13 protein-coding genes and 1 pseudogene are annotated in these 17,626 nt (G+C 66.0%); 10 read left to right on the top strand and 4 right to left on the bottom strand.

Translation table 11 applies throughout. The features are described 5' to 3' along the window. Positions 1-99: 99 nt before the first annotated feature. The gene (locus tag ACZ3H8_RS08980) at positions 100-684 is read left to right on the top strand and encodes a hypothetical protein (protein ID WP_467399246.1); all 585 of its coding nucleotides are present in this window, start codon (positions 100-102) and stop codon (positions 682-684) included. Between the two features lie 162 nt (positions 685-846). Here the strand turns inward: ACZ3H8_RS08980 and ACZ3H8_RS08975 are convergent, their stop codons facing one another. After that, positions 847-1,410 (bottom strand): hypothetical protein, encoded by a 564-nt coding sequence (locus ACZ3H8_RS08975; RefSeq protein WP_467399243.1) that lies wholly within the window; start codon positions 1,408-1,410, stop codon positions 847-849. Between the two features lie 284 nt (positions 1,411-1,694). On the opposite strand from ACZ3H8_RS08975, the gene ACZ3H8_RS08970 reads away from it, so the two are divergent. The 4 genes from ACZ3H8_RS08970 (at position 1,695) to ACZ3H8_RS08955 (ending at position 12,990) form a co-directional block, all read left to right on the top strand. After that, positions 1,695-10,433: a golvesin C-terminal-like domain-containing protein gene (locus ACZ3H8_RS08970; RefSeq protein ID WP_467399241.1), complete on the top strand. Its 8,739-nt coding sequence runs from the start codon at positions 1,695-1,697 to the stop codon at positions 10,431-10,433. A 22-nt stretch (positions 10,434-10,455) separates the two neighbouring features. Further along, on the top strand, positions 10,456-11,103 hold the full coding sequence (locus ACZ3H8_RS08965) for a hypothetical protein (protein WP_467399239.1): 648 nt from the start codon (positions 10,456-10,458) through the stop codon (positions 11,101-11,103). Positions 11,104-11,434: 331 nt separating this feature from the next. Further along, a complete protein-coding gene (locus ACZ3H8_RS08960) occupies positions 11,435-11,695 on the top strand; it encodes a hypothetical protein (RefSeq protein ID WP_467399236.1) in 261 nt (86 codons plus the stop codon). A gap of 260 nt (positions 11,696-11,955) precedes the next feature. Further along, positions 11,956-12,990 carry a hypothetical protein gene (locus tag ACZ3H8_RS08955; RefSeq protein WP_467399234.1) on the top strand — a complete coding sequence of 345 codons (1,035 nt, stop codon included), beginning with the start codon at positions 11,956-11,958 and terminating at the stop codon, positions 12,988-12,990. Positions 12,991-13,049: 59 nt separating this feature from the next. Here the strand turns inward: ACZ3H8_RS08955 and ACZ3H8_RS08950 are convergent. Continuing rightward, positions 13,050-13,325 (bottom strand): annotated as a pseudogene (locus tag ACZ3H8_RS08950) (DUF397 domain-containing protein); the annotation flags it as partial. Further along, the gene (locus tag ACZ3H8_RS08945) at positions 13,306-14,160 is read right to left on the bottom strand and encodes a helix-turn-helix domain-containing protein (RefSeq protein WP_467399231.1); all 855 of its coding nucleotides are present in this window, start codon (positions 14,158-14,160) and stop codon (positions 13,306-13,308) included. The pseudogene ACZ3H8_RS08950 and the gene ACZ3H8_RS08945, both read right to left, overlap by 20 nt. 196 nt (positions 14,161-14,356) lie before the next feature. Here ACZ3H8_RS08945 and ACZ3H8_RS08940 point away from each other — a divergent pair, with 196 nt between their 5' ends. From ACZ3H8_RS08940 to ACZ3H8_RS08925, 4 genes are all read left to right on the top strand, one after another. Further along, on the top strand, positions 14,357-14,560 hold the full coding sequence (locus ACZ3H8_RS08940; protein WP_467399229.1) for a hypothetical protein: 204 nt from the start codon (positions 14,357-14,359) through the stop codon (positions 14,558-14,560). Beyond that, a complete protein-coding gene (locus ACZ3H8_RS08935) occupies positions 14,560-14,979 on the top strand; it encodes an ATP-binding protein (protein WP_467399226.1) in 420 nt (139 codons plus the stop codon). The genes ACZ3H8_RS08940 and ACZ3H8_RS08935 overlap by 1 nt, the downstream gene beginning before the upstream one ends. Positions 14,980-15,239: 260 nt before the next feature. Beyond that, the gene (locus ACZ3H8_RS08930) at positions 15,240-15,776 is read left to right on the top strand and encodes an SMI1/KNR4 family protein (RefSeq protein WP_467399223.1); all 537 of its coding nucleotides are present in this window, start codon (positions 15,240-15,242) and stop codon (positions 15,774-15,776) included. 40 nt (positions 15,777-15,816) lie between these two features. Next, positions 15,817-16,323 carry a DUF1877 family protein gene (locus ACZ3H8_RS08925; RefSeq protein WP_467399220.1) on the top strand — a complete coding sequence of 169 codons (507 nt, stop codon included), beginning with the start codon at positions 15,817-15,819 and terminating at the stop codon, positions 16,321-16,323. Positions 16,324-16,714: 391 nt separating this feature from the next. Here the strand turns inward: ACZ3H8_RS08925 and ACZ3H8_RS08920 are convergent, their stop codons facing one another. Then, positions 16,715-17,053 carry a hypothetical protein gene (locus tag ACZ3H8_RS08920; RefSeq protein WP_467399218.1) on the bottom strand — a complete coding sequence of 113 codons (339 nt, stop codon included), beginning with the start codon at positions 17,051-17,053 and terminating at the stop codon, positions 16,715-16,717. Position 17,054: 1 nt separating this feature from the next. On the opposite strand from ACZ3H8_RS08920, the gene ACZ3H8_RS08915 reads away from it, so the two are divergent. Beyond that, positions 17,055-17,621: a L,D-transpeptidase family protein gene (locus ACZ3H8_RS08915; protein ID WP_467399215.1), complete on the top strand. Its 567-nt coding sequence runs from the start codon at positions 17,055-17,057 to the stop codon at positions 17,619-17,621. Positions 17,622-17,626: the final 5 nt, after the last annotated feature.

Raw genomic sequence — 17,626 nt, 5'->3', positions numbered from 1 at the left:
TCCTGGAAGGAACTGGGGATTCCCGGCCCGTGGGAGTGACGCATTTGAGCCACGGGGCGCAGTAAGAGGAAGTACTGCGTCCGCGATGGGAGTCGTCCGGTGGCATCGAAGTGCCTGAGGGAACTGATCGCACAGGCGGATGAGCAAGGCCTGGCCGCGAGTGGGCTCGCCTGCCTGGACCGCTGTCTGCCGCTGCTCGCGTCCGAGGCCGATGTGCTGCGTCCGCTGTGGGCCGGCCTGGTGGACGGTGAGGAGGACTGGTCGGGACGCCTCGCCGAGGCCCGGCAGACCATGGGGGGCGCGGCGGTCGAGGACGAAGCGGCGGCGCTCGTACGGCAGATGCTCGGCGCCGCGCCCTCGGACTGGGCGGCGGAACCGCTGCGCGAGTGGGCGGACGACTGCTCTGTCGCCGCGCTCGAACTCCACCACCGCCTCGACGCGGGCCCCGGGGCCGACGAGCCCGCTGCCGCCGATGTCGTCGAGGTGCTCAAGCGCTGCCGCGAAGGCGAGCCGGACGGTGCGGGCCCGCTGGTCTCCGGTGAACTGCGCCGTCAGGTGCAGATCCTGGAGATTCTGGCGGACGCGGAGGGCGGCGTCGGGCTGCGTCAGGCACTGGACGTGTCGACCGAGGGGCAGCGGGTCCTGCGCGCGGTGGTCTCCCGCCGCGCCCGCGTCCAGCGCTGACGCGTCCGGTCGCACGCTGAGCACGCTCGGTGGCGCCGGGCTGGTGCCGGGCGCGAGGTCTGCACGCCTTGTCTCCGTGCCCGGCGCTGACGCCCTGGTACGCGTGGCCACGAGCGCGCCGGTCGGGGTGCCGGATATGAGACGAGCGGGCGTCAGTGGGCGTCAGTTCTCGCCGCGCTCGCCGGCCGGCAGTTCGCCGGTGCAGGTTGCTCGCCCAAAGCTGCCGGAGGCGGTGGCGAGTTGCACATGCTTGCCGCGGATGGCGAGCGTGCAGCTGGCCTGCCCGCCCTTCTCGTTGAGGACGATGGCGATGGTCGGTGCCTTGCCGAGGGGTACCTGGACGGACTTCTTCCAGGGCAGTGCGACGCTCTCCTCGACGGTCGCCTTGCCGGACTCGCTGCGTGCGAGGTACGAGAGCTCGGCCGTGCCGGTTCCGGTGACCTCGTAGGTCACCTCGGCGGTCGGGACGGCGCGGGCCTTCGGCTTGTCGGGGGTGTTGAGGATTCCGTAGCCGATGAGCCCGCCGCAGGCGAGCAGCACCGCGGCCGCGATGGCCAGGCCGCGCCGGTCGGGGCGGCCCTTCTCGGCAGTCTCCGGCTCAGCGCTGCTTTCCGGCTCCGCGCCCTCGGGCTCAGCGCTGCTTTCCGGCTCCACCCTGCTCTCCGGCTCCGTGATTCCGGTCGAGTCCGTCGACTCGGTGGATTCCGTTGACTCCGTAGATGGCATGAGGACTCGGCTTTCCATGAATTGACTCGGTGCGGAACCGGGTGGTTATACCTCATTCACTCCGCCCAGCGCGAGCCATCGGAGGAAACGGGCAAAGCGGCCTGCGTTTCAGAGGTCAACTGTCCTGAATGTTCCGAGGGTTGACGGGACCTCAGGTAACTGATTAGAACTCCACCGCTGCGCCCCGGCCATGCATTTTGTGTCCGTGGTGCCGTGAGTCAAGCCAGCCCGGAAACCTCCGAGCGGGCCCATTCGGCGTGCCAATTTCGCGTGCGGCGAATGGGATGCCGATACGGAAAGGTACCGAGGTGAAAGTTCCATACAGGAGATATCTCTCCTGTCTGGTGGTCTCGGCGGTGGCGGGTACGCTGCTGCCGCAGGTCGCTTATGCGGCCCCACCATCCACGCCCGAAAAGGACGACGAGAAAGGAATCGTCGACACCGTAAAGGGCTGGTTCTCGGACGACGAGGACGTAACGACTGCCAAACCTCCTGTCGGCGGCAAGCTTGAGATAGCCAGCCGGGAGAAGCTGCCGAAGGGCAAGAAGCTCCCGCCGGCGAAGCGGGTCAGGGAGCTGACGGGGAAGCGCACTTCGCAGGCGCGGTTCTGGGAGCTGTCGGACGGGCGGGTGGAGGCCGATCTGTCGGCCGTGCCGGTCTCGTACAGGTCCGGCAAGTCGTGGAAGCCGATCGACACCGCGGTACACGCCACTGGGGACAAGGGCTTCGCGTTCGCCAACACCACCAACACCGGCCGCAGCTGGTTTGGTTCGGACGCGAAGAAGCTGCTGCGTTTCGAGGCGCCGGACGGCCGGTCGGTCAGTCTGGGGCTGGTGGGCGCGAAGGCGCTGAAGCCGCAGGCCAAGGGTGACACGGTCACTTACCAGGACGCGGTTTCCGGTGCGGATCTGCAGTACAAGGTGGGCCGGGGGCAGGTCAAGGAGAATATCGTCCTGGACGCTGCTCCGGCCGGCCCGGTGTCCTTCACGTTCACGCTGAGCACCGACGGTCTGACGCCGAAGGCGCGCAAGGACGGCTCGGTCGCCCTGTTCGGTGAGGCGCCCGGTACTCCGGTGCTGGTGATTCCGGCGCCGTATATGACGGATGCGAAGAAGGACGCGCTGTCGCCGACTGGTGGTACGTACTCCACCAAGGTCAGCCAGAAGCTCACCCGTGACGGGAAGAACTGGAAGCTGACCCTCGCGCCGGACGCCAAGTGGCTGGCGGCGAAGGAGCGTCAGTATCCGGTGGTGATCGACCCGACGATCACCGTCGCGCCGTCGCCGTCGGCCTCGCAGGACGTGATGGTCCTGTCCGACCAGGCCGGGGTGAACTTCAACTCCACGTGGAAGCTGTCGGCCGGCAAGACGGACATCGGTATCGCGCGCTCGCTGATCAAGTTCCCGCTGAGTGAGATCCCGGCGGGCGTGAAGGTCGATGCCGCGCGGCTGGGCATGTACTACGACCAGTCGCACACCACCAACGGCAACGTGGTGACCATCGAGGCGCACCGGGCCACCGGCGCGTGGACCGAGTCGACGGCGACCTGGTCCAACACCAGTGCACTGGTGGGTGAGCTGTCCGGCACCACCGTCCAGCAGGACGACGGGGACACCGGTACGGCCAAGGTCGGCGAGTGGCCGGGAGGCACCACCACCGGTGGGGCCGCGACCAATGACGACTTCGCCTACAACAAGAACGCGCTCACCGGCGAGACGTACACCTGGCAGCCGCAGGTCCCGGAGACCGACACCTACCGGGTTGATGTGCACTACCCGGCGTCTGCAGACGCGGCCACGGCGGCCCCGTACACCGTGAACTACAGCGGCGGCACGAAGAACTACACGGTCAACCAGACCGGGACCGGCGGGGTCTGGAAGACCCTGGACACCGCTGAGTACAGCTTCGCCAAGGGCAACGGCGGCAAGATCGTGCTCGGCGACACCGGCAGTTCGACCACGCGCACGCTGGCGGACTCGGTCCGGCTGGTGAACCCGGCGCAGATCGTGAAGCCGATTGGCAAGTACAACCTGTGGCACGACTTCCCGGTCACCGACACCGTCCAGAAGTGGGTGTCCGGTACCGCCACGAACCACGGCTTCGTGCTCAAGGCCGCCGATGAGTCGGGCGACGCGACGACGGGCGGTCCGCTCGGCGGTCCGCGCTACGAGGCGGGCGACGGTGACTACGGCGGCGAGACCTCGACCATTCCGCGGCTGACCGTCACCTACGGCAAGGTCGGCACCGCGCTGAACTCGCCGACTGTGGTGCACGGTACGGGTCCGGAGCTTTCCTGGCCGGCGTACGTCAACACCGGTGGCGCGGCCAACGACGCGATCGTCGAGTACCAGCTGCACCGCTCCACGCAGCAGGTCTTCACGCCGTCCGCGGCGACGCTGATCGCCCCGATCGCGTCGACGACGACCGCCTACACGGACACCACCGCGGTGCCGACCCCGGACTCCAGCTCGGCGGAGATCGGCAAGTCGTACTTCTACCAGCTCGCGGTGAAGACCAAGGGCGGTGAGCTGCTCGGTTCGCCGACCCGGGTGGTGGGCATTCCCAAGGCCGGCCGGACGATGAAGATCATCCAGTCCGGTCAGACGGACACCACGCTGTCCTCGCTGCAGCCGACCACCAACCAGGACGCCATCAAGTCCTTCAACATCGGCCAGACCTGGCTGAGCGTCGGCAACAACTCCACCACGTACGGCAAGACGCGCGCCGTGCTGAAGTTCCCCACCACCTCCATCCCCACCACCGCCACGGTGCTGGAGAACAAGATGTACATGTGGGGAGCGGAGACCACCAGCACCACCAACGGTGCGATCTACGAACTCCACGCGCTGACCCGGGACTTCACCGAGACCACGGCGACGTGGAACAACGCGAATGCGACGACGGCGTGGACCACGCCGGGCGGCGACATGTCCGCCACGGTCTCGGACACCGTCCCGCAGATCACCGACGAGGTCGGGCGCCACTGGTGGGACGCCACCGGCCTGATGCAGTCCTGGGTCAAGACGCCCACGGGCAACAAGGGCGTGGCCGTCAAGCTGAAGGACGAGACGACCACCGGCCCGCAGGAGCGCACCCTGTTCCTGTCGGCGGAGGCCTCCGACCCGCAGCTGCGCCCGTACATGCAGGTCATCTACGTCGACTCGACGACCGAGGACACGTACTACGCGCCGACCACTCCGGCCCGGATGACCCCGAACTCGCAGTACACGGTTGAGTTCACGGTCACGAACACGACCGCGACGGCGTGGGCGGCCGGTGAGCGGCAGCTGTCGTACACCTGGAAGCTGCCCGACGGCACGGACGTCACCAACGGCGGCAATCAGCTGTCGACCGCGATACCGGCGCTGCTGCCGGGCAAGTCCGCCACCATTCAGGCGCAGGTCAAGACCCCCATCAACTCCGACTCCGGCAACAAGCGCAACGAGTACGTGCTGGGCTGGGACGTCCGCAAGATCTCCGACGGCAGCTGGCTCTCCGCCGGCACCCCCGCCATCCCGCCGCTGAAGCAGAACGTGGCGGTCGAGGACCCGACCTCCAACACGCTGGGCCTGGAGAAGTTCTACTCCTACACGGGCAAGAACACCGGCGCCGGCTCGACGGTCATGAACAACCTGGCCTCGGGCAACAACGTCTGGTCGTACAACGCCTTCACCAACCCCGGCCGAGGCCTGAACACGTTCGCGCGGTTCGCCTACAACTCGCAGGACACCTCAGACACGGTGGCCGGTCACGGATGGTCGTTCCAGGCTGCGGGGCCGATCCGGTTGGGTGCGCCGCTGGACTTCCACCCGAACCCGAATCCGACGGAGATCCGTCTTCCGGACGGTGACGGCACCACGCATGTCTTCCGCAAGGAGCCCGACGGCAGCTGGAAGGCTCCGGCAGGTGTCCATTACAAGGTCACGATGAAGTCGGGCCTGGACTGCAAGCCGACCAAGGACCCGGTGCCGGACGCCTGGACGCTGACGCGTCCGGACGGCACCCGCTTCCTGTTCGGCTGCGACGGCTACATGACGTCGATCGTGGACAAGAACGGCAACACGCAGAACTACACGTACGAGGAGCGCAAGTCCAACAACAAGCCGACCAAGTTCCTCACGTACATCACGGACCCGGCCGGCCGTCAGTCGCTGACGGTGGAGTACTACAAGAAGGGCGACGCGTCCTACGAGTACATCAACGACACGGGCGCGAAGGTCACCGGCTCGAACCTGACCAACTCCAAGATCTACGACCACGTGAAGTCCATGACGGACATCTCGGGCCGCAAGATCGCCTTCTACTACACTGACAAGGGACTGCTCGGCCAGTTCACCGACGGTGTCGGCTCCAGCCAGCCCAAGGACTTCAAGTTCACCTACGACGCCACGCAGGGGAACAAGAACGTCAAGCTGGTCAAGGCCACCGACCCACGCGGAAACGCCACGAACATGGCGTACTACGCACCGCAGGCGGGCGACGACCCGAAGCACCACTGGTGGACCAAGACGATCACCGACCGTCTGCAGGGTGCCACCGGCTTCACCTACGCGGTCAATGCCGGGAACACCAAGTTCACCGACACCAAGGTCACCGACGCCGAGAACCGCGCCACGGACTACGTGACGGACGACTTCGGTCGGCCGGTACAGACCACCAACGCCAAGGCGCAGACCACGAAGACCTCGTGGGACGCGGACAACAATGTCACGTACCTGGAAGAGCACAACGGTGCCAAGACGGCCTACTGCTATGACCAGAAGACCGGCTATCCGCTCTGGGAACGCTCAGCCGAGTTCAACAAGGCGGGGGTTCCGTCGGCGGGCGACTGCGCGCCGGGCACCTTCCCCGCCGATTCGGTGAAGTACACGTACCAGACACGCGTCGACGGCTACTCGGCCGACCTATTCACCAAGACCTCGCCCGAGGGCCGCGCCTGGCAGTTCACCTATGACTCCTTCGGCAACCTGAAGACGGTCACCGACCCCAAGGGCGTGTCCACCACCTCCGTAGCGGGCGACTACACCGTCTCGTACGACTACGACGCGTACGGTCAGCTGACCAAGGTGACCGACGCTAATGGCAACCCGACGACGAACACTGAGTTCGGTCCGACCGGTTACCCAGCCAAGATCACCGATGCCCTGTCCAAGACGACTCAGTTCGTCTACGACGAGCGGGGGAAGGTCACCGAGGTCACCGACCCACTAGGCAAGAAGACCACGCAGACGTACGACGCCTTCGGGCGCCCGATGGTCAACACCGTGCCGAAGAGCCAGGATACCGGCGACCTCATCGTGACCCCGGCGCCCGTCTACGACGCCAACGACAATGTCACACAGACGACATCACCTAATGACGCGATCTCGACGGCGGTTCATGACGCTGCAGACCAGATCACCTCGGCTACGGCGCCGAAGGACACCGCCACTCAGGAGGACCGCCGGACGACCTACACGTACGACAAGGCGGGCAATCTCAAAACCACTACGGAGCCAAAGGGCAATGTGGCTGGTGCCGTGGCCGGTTCGCACACCACAACCAACAACTACGACGAGATCTATCAGCTGACATCCGTTGTCAACGCGGCCGGCGACAAGATCTCGTACGAGTACGACAACGTCGGCAACCCGGTCAAGACGATCGCACCGAAGAAGAACGCGACCGCGGACCCCGACGACTACACGACCAAGACCGCATACGACCTCAACCACCGGGTCACGACAGTCACGGACGCGGTGGGCAAGTCCACTTCGCGTACCTACGACAAGGACTCTCTGGTCGTCGAGTCGACCGACACGGAGAACAACACCACCTTCATCACCCACGACGAACGCGGGAAGCAGAAGGAGGTCAAGGTCCCTCATACGGGCACCGCGCCGATCACCTACCGCTCCACCAAGTACGAGTACGACCAGGTCGGCAATGTGACCAAGGTGATCACGCCGCGAGGTGTGGAGACGGCCAACGCCGACGACTTCGCTGGGCGTACCGAGTACGACGCACTTAACCGGCCGGTGAAGCAGTATCAGCCGTACGATCCGACGGACCCGCGCTACAACAAGCCGAATGTGTACTCGGAGACCACGTACGACGCTGTTGGCCGGGTTGCCAAGTCGTCGCTGCCTCCGTCCGAGGGGCAGACGGTCCGCAACGACACCACATTTGCGTACTTCGACAACGGCTGGGCGAAGTCTTCGACCGACCCGTGGGACATCGTCACCTCGTACGACTACAACCAGCTCGGTCAGCAGACGAAACGGACGCTGACCTCGGCCGGAGGCTCCTCCGACCGCACGATGAGCTGGAGTTACTTCCCCGACGGCAAGCTCCGTTCGAAGTCTGACGACGGTGTGCCGGTGGGCAAGAACGTGGTTCTTGTCGACAACACCGATACGCAGAACATCGCGTCGACGGGTACCTGGACGAAGGACAGCATCACCGGGCAGCACGGCTACGACCACCAGGTCCACGCCGCAGGCGCGGGTGCGGACGCGTTCACCTGGACGCTGAACATCCCGAAGGATGGCACGTACACCGCGTACGCGAAGTTCCCGAAGGTCAGCGGGGCGGCCACGACCGCCAAGTACACGGTCACGCAATCCACCGGTTCGACCGAGAAGACCGTTGATCAGAACAACGTCAACAACACCGGCAACTGGCTGAGCCTGGGCTCGTTCGCCTTCAAGCAGGGCAACGACGCCACAGTTCGGCTCGACCAGAACAGCGGTGGGGCTGTCGTCGCCGACGGCATCAAGCTGGTGCGCGACACCTCCGGTGACAGCGACACGGAGCAGCGGACCTTCGACTACACCTATGACGTCAACGGCAACATGACGTCGATCGCCGACACCTCTTCCGGCTCGAAGGTCGACGCCTACACGGTGGCGTACACGGGCTTGAACCAGGTGCAGAAGGTCACCGAAGCGCTTGCGGGACAGGATAAGGAGTCCACCGCCTACACCTATGACGCCAACGGCCAGTTCCTGACGGTCAGCCATCCTGACCAGTACAGCGCATACACCTATGACCCGCGCGAACTGGTCAGGACCGTGTCGATCGGCGAGAGCGCGACTGACCCGACCCCGAAGGTCAGCAGCTACACCTACACCGACAGGGGCCAGCGGCTCAAGGAGACCAAGGCCAATCAGAACACGGTCGACTACGCCTACTATCTCGACGGCGCGCCGAAGAGCACGGTCGAGAAGAAGCCCAACGGCACGCTGGTGTCGTCGCACACCTACGCCTATGACGCCAACGGCAACAAGGCGCAGGACGTGGCGAAGAAGATGAACGCCGACAACCACGCGGCGTACCTCGACTCCACCACTGACTACACCTACGACCCGGCCGACCGGCTCGCCAAGTCGGTCAAGACCGGTAACGGTGCCGGCACCGAGACATACGTCCACGACGACAACGCCAACGTGGTCAGCCAGACGGTCCGAGGCGCCACCTCGACCTTCACGTACGACCGCAACCGCCTGCTGTCCGCAACTGCGTCCGGGACGTCGTTCTCGTACAACTACGATCCCTTCGGTCGGCAGGACTCCGTCACCAGCGGTGGCCGGGTGGTGGAACGCAGCGTCTACGACGGATTCGACCACGTCGTCGAGTCGTCGAAGATGGACGACGCCGGGGCGATGAAGACGGCGACGTACACGTTCGATCCGCTGGACCGCACCGCCTCCAAGACGGCGGACGGCAAGACCACCGACTTCACGTACCTCGGACTGACGGACGAGGTTCTGGACGAAGAGGTCGCGGGCCAGCTCACCAAGTCGTACCAGTACAGCCCGTGGGGCGAGCGCCTCTCGCAGGTGAAGCACAACACCGATGGGACGCGTGAGGACGGCTACTACGCGTACAACGGCCATACGGACGTCGAGGCTGTGACCACCGGAAGCGGTGACACGAAGGCGACTTACGGCTACACGGCCTACGGCAGCGACGACACCTCCGAGTTCACCGGCATCGACAAGCCGGACACAGCCGACCCGAGCAAGGAGGCCTACAACCCCTACCGCTTCAACGCCAAGCGCTGGGACGCCCAGTCCGGTACATACGACATGGGCTTCCGCGACTACAACCCGGGCCTGAACCGCTTCACCACCCGGGACATGTACAACGGTGCGCTGTCGGACATGGGACTCGGCACAGACCCTATGACGGGCAACCGCTACGCCTTCACCGGTGGCAATCCCACCAGCTTCATCGAACTCGACGGCCACATGTTCGGTTTCGATGACCTCTGGGACACCGTCCGTCAGATGGTGAGGGACGCGAAGAAGACGCGGAAGAACCTGGGGATCAAGCACGACAAGGACTTCACCTACCCGCATAACCAGGCGCAGGCAGTCGCGGCGGGTGAGATCAAGAAGCAGGCGGCTTCACTCGGGGTCGCGGACTTCGAGGTCATCCAGGGCTCCAAGCTCGACAACGCGAGCAAAAAGTGCATGCCAAATCCGACAGCCTTCTGCCCGAACCCGGGCTACATCGACATCCTGGGCCACGACAAGAGGACGGACACCTTCTTCGTCTGGGAGGTCAAGTCGGCCGGTCAGTCGGCGAAGGCCGTGCCGGAGGCCCAGTGGTACGTGGACCGACTGAAGGTCAACGGTGAGAAGGCTGTACTCGGCTGGACGATCGGCGGTCCATACGATGTGGCGACGACCGGTGACAAGGTCGTCGGTCCGGCCGAGGGGGCCGTCATTTATGGCAAGCAGCAGAACAAGAAGTTCAACAAGATTCTGACCTCCAGCCCGGCGGCGGCGGTCCAGCAGCAGTCGGCGCAACCGACACCTTCACCGAGTGCCGGTCCCGGCCCTGGTGACTATCCGGGGATCGCCTACCAGCCGGGACTCGGGCACATCCCGCAGCCGGCAGGCGGTGTGAACCACTGGCCGTTGCTCGTTCCGGTGGCTGTCCTTGCTCTTCCGGTGGCCTTGGAAGGGGGCGCCGTGGCGACCGGAACCGCGGTTACGGTGGGTGTCACGGCGGCCATGTTCGAATTGGCAGCATGATGGCGACAGCGAAAGGAGAACGATGATCTCGCAGAGCGCCTGGTGCCGTCGTCATGTCGTCCCCGTGGCCAAGGAGGCAGGACTCGTACCGGACGGCAAACAGTTCCGGCTGTTCGGGGAGCGCGGGGACTGCGCGGTGCTGGAGCTTCAGACGCACCGCGTCGATCCGCAGCGGGAGACTTTCTTCGCGCGGGTGTCGATCGTTCCGCTACCCGAACGCGCGTGGGTTCATCGGCAGCACTGGCAGCAGGCCAAGGACCAGCTTCCGAGCTCGGGTTCGGGCATGCTGCAGTGGCAGCTGAGTCCCCCGGACGCAGTCGCACTCGAGCCGCAGGGAGGCATGGACGTCACGGGCCTGTGGGCGTACAGCCCGGACATCGATCCAGTTGTGTGCGCCGAGGAACTGACCCGGATACTGCGTGATCTCACGTTCCCGCAGATGCGCCGGTTCCTGGACCGCGATGTCCTGCTCGCCGAGATGAAGCAGCGCTCCGCCGGACTCCGCCATCGGCGTCCCCCCGGATGGGCGCAGGTGCTCCTGAACGTGGACCGGGTCGCACCGGCCGCGTTGGAGCCGTTGCTCGACGAGGTCGAGACTGACTATCCGGTGGCTGACGAGTTCATTGCCTGGGCACGAGAGCAGGCAGCGGACTGGAGCCGGTCGAGCTAGCGGTTGAATAGTGCAGAACACTGGGTCCACCGGACGGATGTCCGGTGGACCCAGTGGCAATCGTTCGAAGAGGCTGGCTCTGCCGAGCCGTTTCGCGGGACGGTGGGTCGGGGCGGTCTGCCGCCCGCCGTGGAGGCTCGCGCAACTTCGCTCCCGAAGGGCCCTTCTTCCAGCCGATCGACTGACCCGAACCCATAGCGACGGCCCGCCGGCCTGCCCGGCGGGCCGTTGTCCACGAGATGCGAGCACGATGACGAGGGGGCCTGAGGTGGAAGTGGCAATCGCGAGTGCCATGTTCCCCGGCCGGACTCCTACGGCAGGAGGAGCACAAGTGACGAATGACGCGTGGGCAGCCACCGAGCGGCAGTTTCCGATCGGATCGACGCTGACTGGCACCGTGGAGAGCATCGCCTCCTTCGGCATCTTCGTTTCCGTCGAAGGAGTGCGGCAGTACGGTGTCGTCGCGGATGTCGCCGGGATGCGCAAGGACGCCGCCGATGATTCGGTGGTGATCTGGCCCGAGGTGGGCGAATCGATCACCGGGATCGTGGTGGGGCACGCGGACCGAGAGCTCAAGATCCACCTGACCTGACCCAGGCGACGCCTGTTCGCGTGACCGCAAACCCGGCCCACCACGGGGCGGCGCGGCACGCAGCCGCCCGGCCGGTGGCTGCGTTCAGGGCCGGCCTCCACGTCGACGTACGACCGCAACCGTCTCCTGAAGACGGCGGCGGGCGGTGTCGCCTCCACGTACAACTACGACCCGCGCCGATGTCGTTGTCGGACTCGGCGGGGACCGGTCCTCGCCGAGGGGGGAGGCCCGGATTCGGGCCGAGGTTCAGGGAGGAAAACATGAATCATCTCGATGTCGTTCGGCTACTTGGTCTCGATGCCCCGGTTCCGTCACAGGAGAGCGGCAGTGAGGAGCGGTCAAAGGAGAGCGGGTACGGGGGCGGGCAGGTGATCCCCGAGGATTTCGAACTGCTGGTCCAAGCAGTGCAGAAGGGGGATATCGCGGGCTCCGTGGTCCTCACGCGGCCCCGTTTTGCCGTGCGTTCCCTGGAGGACTTCACCGAGGACGCCGCGCCGCGCATCGCGAGTATGGAGGCGTCCCTGCGCACCCGCGGTCACGAGCTTCCACTGCCTTTCTTCCCGAACCCCGGCGGAATGGTGCCGTGGGGCCGCACCGCCCGTGACGGTGTGCTGCTGTGGGACACCACCGCCCCGGACACCGCGAACTGGACGACCGTCCTCACCGAATCCGATTTCCAGGTGTGGCTGGACCTTCCTTTCTCCGCAGCAGAATTCACCGCAAGGGTCCTCATGGCGCGCCCGGAGGGAATTCCTGCGTTCGAGACCATGGAAGAGTACGAGTCGGGCACGTTCTGGAATGTCTACGAAGACATTCGTGAGACGGCCACGACGCTGGCGAACCGGGACATCGGGGCGGTGGAAGAAATTGTCACGATGGTGCGGAGCATAGGTGTCCCGGGCATCCGGCAGTACGCAGAAGAGCTTCTGGACCGCGCCGTGAGCGAGTCGTTCGACGCGCTCCCGGAGGACTACCTGGCGGTCATGAAGGAATTTCCCGGCGGGGTCATCGCCGGAGTGCGGGTGTTTCCCGTCGTGCGGGACGGCTCACCCGCCGCGGACGGCTTGGCGAGCCCGGCGGCCCCGGCCCTGCGGTGGCTGGACCAGGACCGGCTGTTCCTGCAGTGGGGAGAGGTGGAGGGCCGAGCGGCCGGTTGGCTCACCGGCAAGGGCGCTCCACAGGACTGGCGCGTCGCCTACATCGAGCCGGACGGCTCCGCGCTCACCTGCCTGGTGGACCAGACCTTTGCCACGTTCCTGCAACGCCGGCTGCGGGGCAACAACTCACTGTTCTGATCCCGGTTCGGCCATATCCGGGCGGGGTCGCGCATTCCGTGACGGGCGCGCAGACGGCCCTCCTTGAGGGACGTGACGAAGGACGTCCAGGCCGGGGTCATGATGGTGAGGACCGGGCCGTGGGGGAGCTTGGAGTCGCGGACAGGGACGATGCCCGCGAGGCCGTCGGCGACCTCGACGCAGTCTCCGCCGGTGCCGTTGCTGTGACTGCTCTTGCGCCAGCGGGCGGCACCGGGGAAGGCCTCGGCTACCTCGACGCAGTCCCCGCCGTCGCCGTTGCTGTGGCTGCTCTTGCGCCAGACGGCGATGCTCAAGTCAATCCCGTTGCTTGCCATTTCGGTCATCCTCAGCCGCTTGATCGATCAGGGCGAGGGACGCCTCCGGCGGCAGTGCGGCGGCCCTGAGCCGATCGTATGCCTTGCGGTACTGCTTCACGAGGGCCGGATCGTCGATGGTGTCACCGCTGTACTGCGCCTCTGTGTAGACCAGGGGCGGGGCATCCGGGAAGGTCATGATCTTTGCCGTGCCGAGCATGAGGGGGTGCGGCCCGCAGTTCCACGGAAGGACCTGTGGAACGATCCGGCGGCGCCTCGCCAATGCCGCGATCCGCTCCAGCTGTTCGACCGTCTGCTCCGGCGGAAGGATTGGCTGGCGCAGCAGCGACTCAGGCAGGATCGCCCAGTACTCGGGGGTCCTGTGGTCCTGCTCGAAGAGGCGGGCCCGCGCCATGCGGGCGCTGACCTTCTCCTCCACTTCGTCGTCCGGAGCCAGCGGGTGCGCCGACCGTACGACCGCCCGCGCGTACGCATCCGTCTGTAACAGGCCCGGAATCAGCGTCGGGCACCACTCCTCGATGGTCTCCGCGTGCTTCTCCGCCTCCAGCACGCGCTCGAAGTAACTGGCGTGGCCTCGTCTCTTCGCCTTCCTTACGTCCTCGCAGCGGCGCTTGAAGAAGCCGTCCGTGCCGAGCGCCTTGTCCACGTGCTCCGCCAGTTCCGCCGGCATGCGGCGCTCGCCGCGTTCGATCTCGCTGAGGTGGCTGGGGCCGTAGAAGCTGCCCTCGACCAGCTGCTGGAGGGTGAGCCCGACCGCCTCCCGTTTCCAGCGCAACTCCTTGCCGTAGAAGGTGGGGACGCTCGCCGACCCGTCGATGTCCTTGCGCTGTCCCATCGCCCACCGCCCTTGGTGCCGCTACCGCCTGTTTCACAGCGTGTCCGCCCGAGTCCCGGCGATTCCCGTGCCCGTACCAACTCCACGTCGCATACGTGCAGTTCAGGGCCGGGAGCCCGAACCTCTTTCACGGTACGCGGCTCTGCGTCAGGGTGTGAGCAGTTCGTCACAGAGCGCACTGAAAGGTGTGACCCCCATGCACGACCACCCTGACGTCCAGGACTGCGCCGAGGAGCTGCGGTCCGCCCTCGCCGCCCACGGCATCAAGCTGCCGTCCCTCGGCGTCGACCTGCCGACTCTCACCGCCCGCTACCCGACCGGGCCCCTCATCGCGCTGGGCAACTGCAACCTGCTCACCGCCCGCGCCCTGGTCGCCGCCCTGCGCAAGGGGGTTGCCTGATGCGACCACCGCTCACGCTGGAACTGCTCGCCACCCCCAAGGCCGTGCCCGAGGTCCGCCGCGCCCTCCGCGCGCACATGGGCGGTCCCTGCGCCGACCTCCAGCTCTGCGCGAGCGAACTCGTCACCAACGTGATCCGCCACCTCGGCGAAGGCGTCCCTGTGACCGTCCGTGTGGCCCGTGAGCCGGGCCGTACGCGGCTGGAGGTCACCGACCCCGACCCCCGGGCCCTGCCTGTCCTGTGCAAGGCCGCCGACGATGACGAGACCGGCCGCGGTCTTGCGCTGCTCGATGCCCTGACCCTGCGGTGGGGTGTGGAGCAGGGGCCCGGCAGCAAGACCGTCTGGTGCGAACTGTCGGGGGACAACGTCACGTCCCCTGCCGCGTGGTCTTCGTTCGTCGCGCACGTGTCTTCCTGATGGACCGGGCCGGGCCGGTGTCGTTCTACGAGCGGCGGTACAACCGTTCTGGGGCCACCGCGCAGCGCGAAGTACTGGACATTTTGGATAGAGGCGCAGGCCGGCGCGAGACTATGGAAAGAATCAAGGAGGCTTCTCAGCCTGCGGTACGGCGATTCACTGAGGAGATGCCCGAATTCGTCCGGTGAGCGGGCTGGGAGAGCTGAAGCGCCCTCAAGAGTCCGGCGGCGCGCGGCCGTAATACTTGGAGCAGTGTGCACATGGTGTGGGTTGAGCACATCCTTGATGCGGTCGGCCGTCAGTCGGAACAGGTTCGGGTGTACTGGGGCGAGGTGGAGTCGGAGCTGGGCACACCGCTCCCCGCCGACTTCAAGCAGCTGTGCGAGGTATTCGGGCGCGGCGAGTTCAACGGGTTTCTGTACCTGTACTCCTCGAAGGGCGGAAGCCATCTCGAAGTCGTCGACAGTCTGCGCGGGCTGCACCGGGCCATTGAACGATTCCCCGACTCCGCGGAGGTCTACGCGCCGTACCGGATCTTCGAGCGAGGGTGTGGCGGTCTTATTCGCTGGGCGGGGGCGGCCGCGGAAGGTTACGAGTATTTCTGGCTGGCTGATGACGGTGCCCCGGAGAACTGGCCTATCATCGCGAGGACGGACTACACCGAGGAGTGGCACCGATACGAGATGCGTGTTTCGGAGTTCGTGTACCGGATGCTGACGGATGCCGATTTCAAACCATTCAGCATCGTCCGGTATTCGCCGACGCCGAACTACTCTTCCTATGCGGACCCGGAGTGATCAAGCCCAGCGGACGTGGTCCGGCGTCACGTTCCAGTGGATGTCGGCGACATGGGAGTCTGCCGTGGGTATGTCATTGCGGATGCGGAGAGTTTCTACCCATGATGTGGCGAAGGGGGCGCGTCATCTGGAGAAGCAGTTCTCGAAGACCTTGAAGGACAGAAGGTTCAAGACGGAACTGGACTGCGGAATTCTGTGCAATCTGGGTGAGGACTGGCAAATGGTCAACGTGCTCCTCACCGGTGAGGATTTTCCGGCTACCGGAGCCGAGTCGTTGCCCGTCCTCGGAGGGGAGCACATCGCGATTCTGGGGGAGCAGGTCGAACTTCTGGTTCTGAAACCCGAGTTGGTTCGGATGGCGGCTGATTTCCTTGAGGACGCGGACAGCGATGCACTGGTACGTCAGAACAAGGGCAAGCTTCGCGTCGTCGGGGGAGCCCCGGACTGGATGACCGATGCGCTGGTGGGTCATCTTGAAGCGATGAAGAAGTTCTATCTGGAGGCTTCGGTGAGCGGCAGCGCCGTGGCCAAGCGCGTTTACAGTTGATCGTTGGCTGTCCGCCCCAGAATTCGCTGTGTGAGCGTGACCATCAGGCTGCGCTGATTTACCCGAGAGCTGGAAGGGGCCCGATCCCGGCCACGGTCTGCGCCGGCTGGCGATGACCTGACTGACTTTCCCGCCTGCCCGAGACGGCTTCTACCGGAGTAACGGCTCGGACGTCGTGTCGTGGACCGTGCTGGTCTGCGGTCGCAACGACCACGTCGTCGGGGCCGTTGCCGACGCGGGAAAACAGAAGGGGGAATTCGGACACTTCGCCGACGATTTCATGGGATTAGTCCGAAAGGTCGCTGGGGTCGCATCCGGGCGTCGACCTGGTATATAACCGGCCTCATTTCCCCGCGCCGGGCTCGGCCGGTCGTCACCAGCAACCGAAGGATTACATCGTGCTGCCCTCGTCCCGTAGGTTCTCCGCCGCACTGGCTGCCACCGGCGCGGTATTCCTGGTGTCGGCGTGCGGAGGCCAAGGCGAGACTGCCCCGGCCGCAGATGTCGCAGCCAGTGCCGAGAGCGCGGCGACGCCGGACGTGTCCACCTCGCCCGCCTCTCCGAGCAGCTCCCCTTCCGCTTCTGCTTCCCCCTCCGCCTCTGCGTCCGCGTCGCCGTCCGGGAGCGCGTCGCCATCCTCCAGCGGCTCCCGCGCCGCGGCGGCCGGCGGTGCGGAGAAGGGGCAGTCCTCCGCCGCGCCCGCAGCGCCGAACTTCCCCGTTCCGGTCAACGTGGGCAACGCCACCCAGGTCATCACCGTGAAGGCGAGCGGCTCGTACGCCAAGGTGACGGCCTGGGCCAAGGGTTCGTCCGGCTGGAAGTCGGTCATCTCCGACAGCGGCCGGGTCGGATCGAACGGCGTTGTCGATGGCGCCACCCGCAGGCAGAGCACCTACACCACGCCGTCGGGCACCTACACCATCACCGAGGGCTTCGGCGTTGAGTCCAGCGGCACGAGCATGCCGTACACGCGGGTCAACTCCAGCCACTGGTGGGTCCAGGACCCCGAGTCGAAGTTCTACAACCAGATGCACACCGAGGCCGGGGCCGACTTCCCGCTCACCGAGAGCGGCGAGCGGGGCAGTGAGCACCTCATCAACTACCCGACGCAGTACGCCAAGGCCCTGGTCATCAACTTCAACCGCTGGCCGGCCACGCCGGGCCGCGGAGCCGGGATCTTCCTGCACGTCAACGGCAAGGGGGCGACCGCGGGTTGCGTATCGGTGCCGCGCGCCACCATGGACCGGATCATGGGCTGGATCAAGCCCGGCGCGCACCCGCGCATCGCCATCGGCTGACCCGC

This window comes from Streptomyces sp. NPDC002868 (genome assembly GCF_055563295.1).
Note: the sequence above shows the minus strand (reverse complement) of the source record. Positions and strands in the feature narration are given on the sequence as shown.

Excerpts from the sequence above, each read along its gene's own strand:
- ACZ3H8_RS08975 (WP_467399243.1), bottom strand. The coding sequence starts at position 1,410 with ATGCCATCTACGGAGTCAACGGAATCCACCGAGTCGACGGACTCGACC.
- ACZ3H8_RS08970 (WP_467399241.1), top strand. The coding sequence starts at position 1,695 with ATGCCGATACGGAAAGGTACCGAGGTGAAAGTTCCATACAGGAGATAT.
- ACZ3H8_RS08965 (WP_467399239.1), top strand. The coding sequence starts at position 10,456 with ATGATCTCGCAGAGCGCCTGGTGCCGTCGTCATGTCGTCCCCGTGGCC.
- ACZ3H8_RS08955 (WP_467399234.1), top strand. The coding sequence starts at position 11,956 with ATGAATCATCTCGATGTCGTTCGGCTACTTGGTCTCGATGCCCCGGTT.
- ACZ3H8_RS08945 (WP_467399231.1), bottom strand. The coding sequence starts at position 14,160 with ATGGGACAGCGCAAGGACATCGACGGGTCGGCGAGCGTCCCCACCTTC.
- ACZ3H8_RS08940 (WP_467399229.1), top strand. The coding sequence starts at position 14,357 with ATGCACGACCACCCTGACGTCCAGGACTGCGCCGAGGAGCTGCGGTCC.
- ACZ3H8_RS08935 (WP_467399226.1), top strand. The coding sequence starts at position 14,560 with ATGCGACCACCGCTCACGCTGGAACTGCTCGCCACCCCCAAGGCCGTG.
- ACZ3H8_RS08930 (WP_467399223.1), top strand. The coding sequence starts at position 15,240 with ATGGTGTGGGTTGAGCACATCCTTGATGCGGTCGGCCGTCAGTCGGAA.
- ACZ3H8_RS08925 (WP_467399220.1), top strand. The coding sequence starts at position 15,817 with ATGTCGGCGACATGGGAGTCTGCCGTGGGTATGTCATTGCGGATGCGG.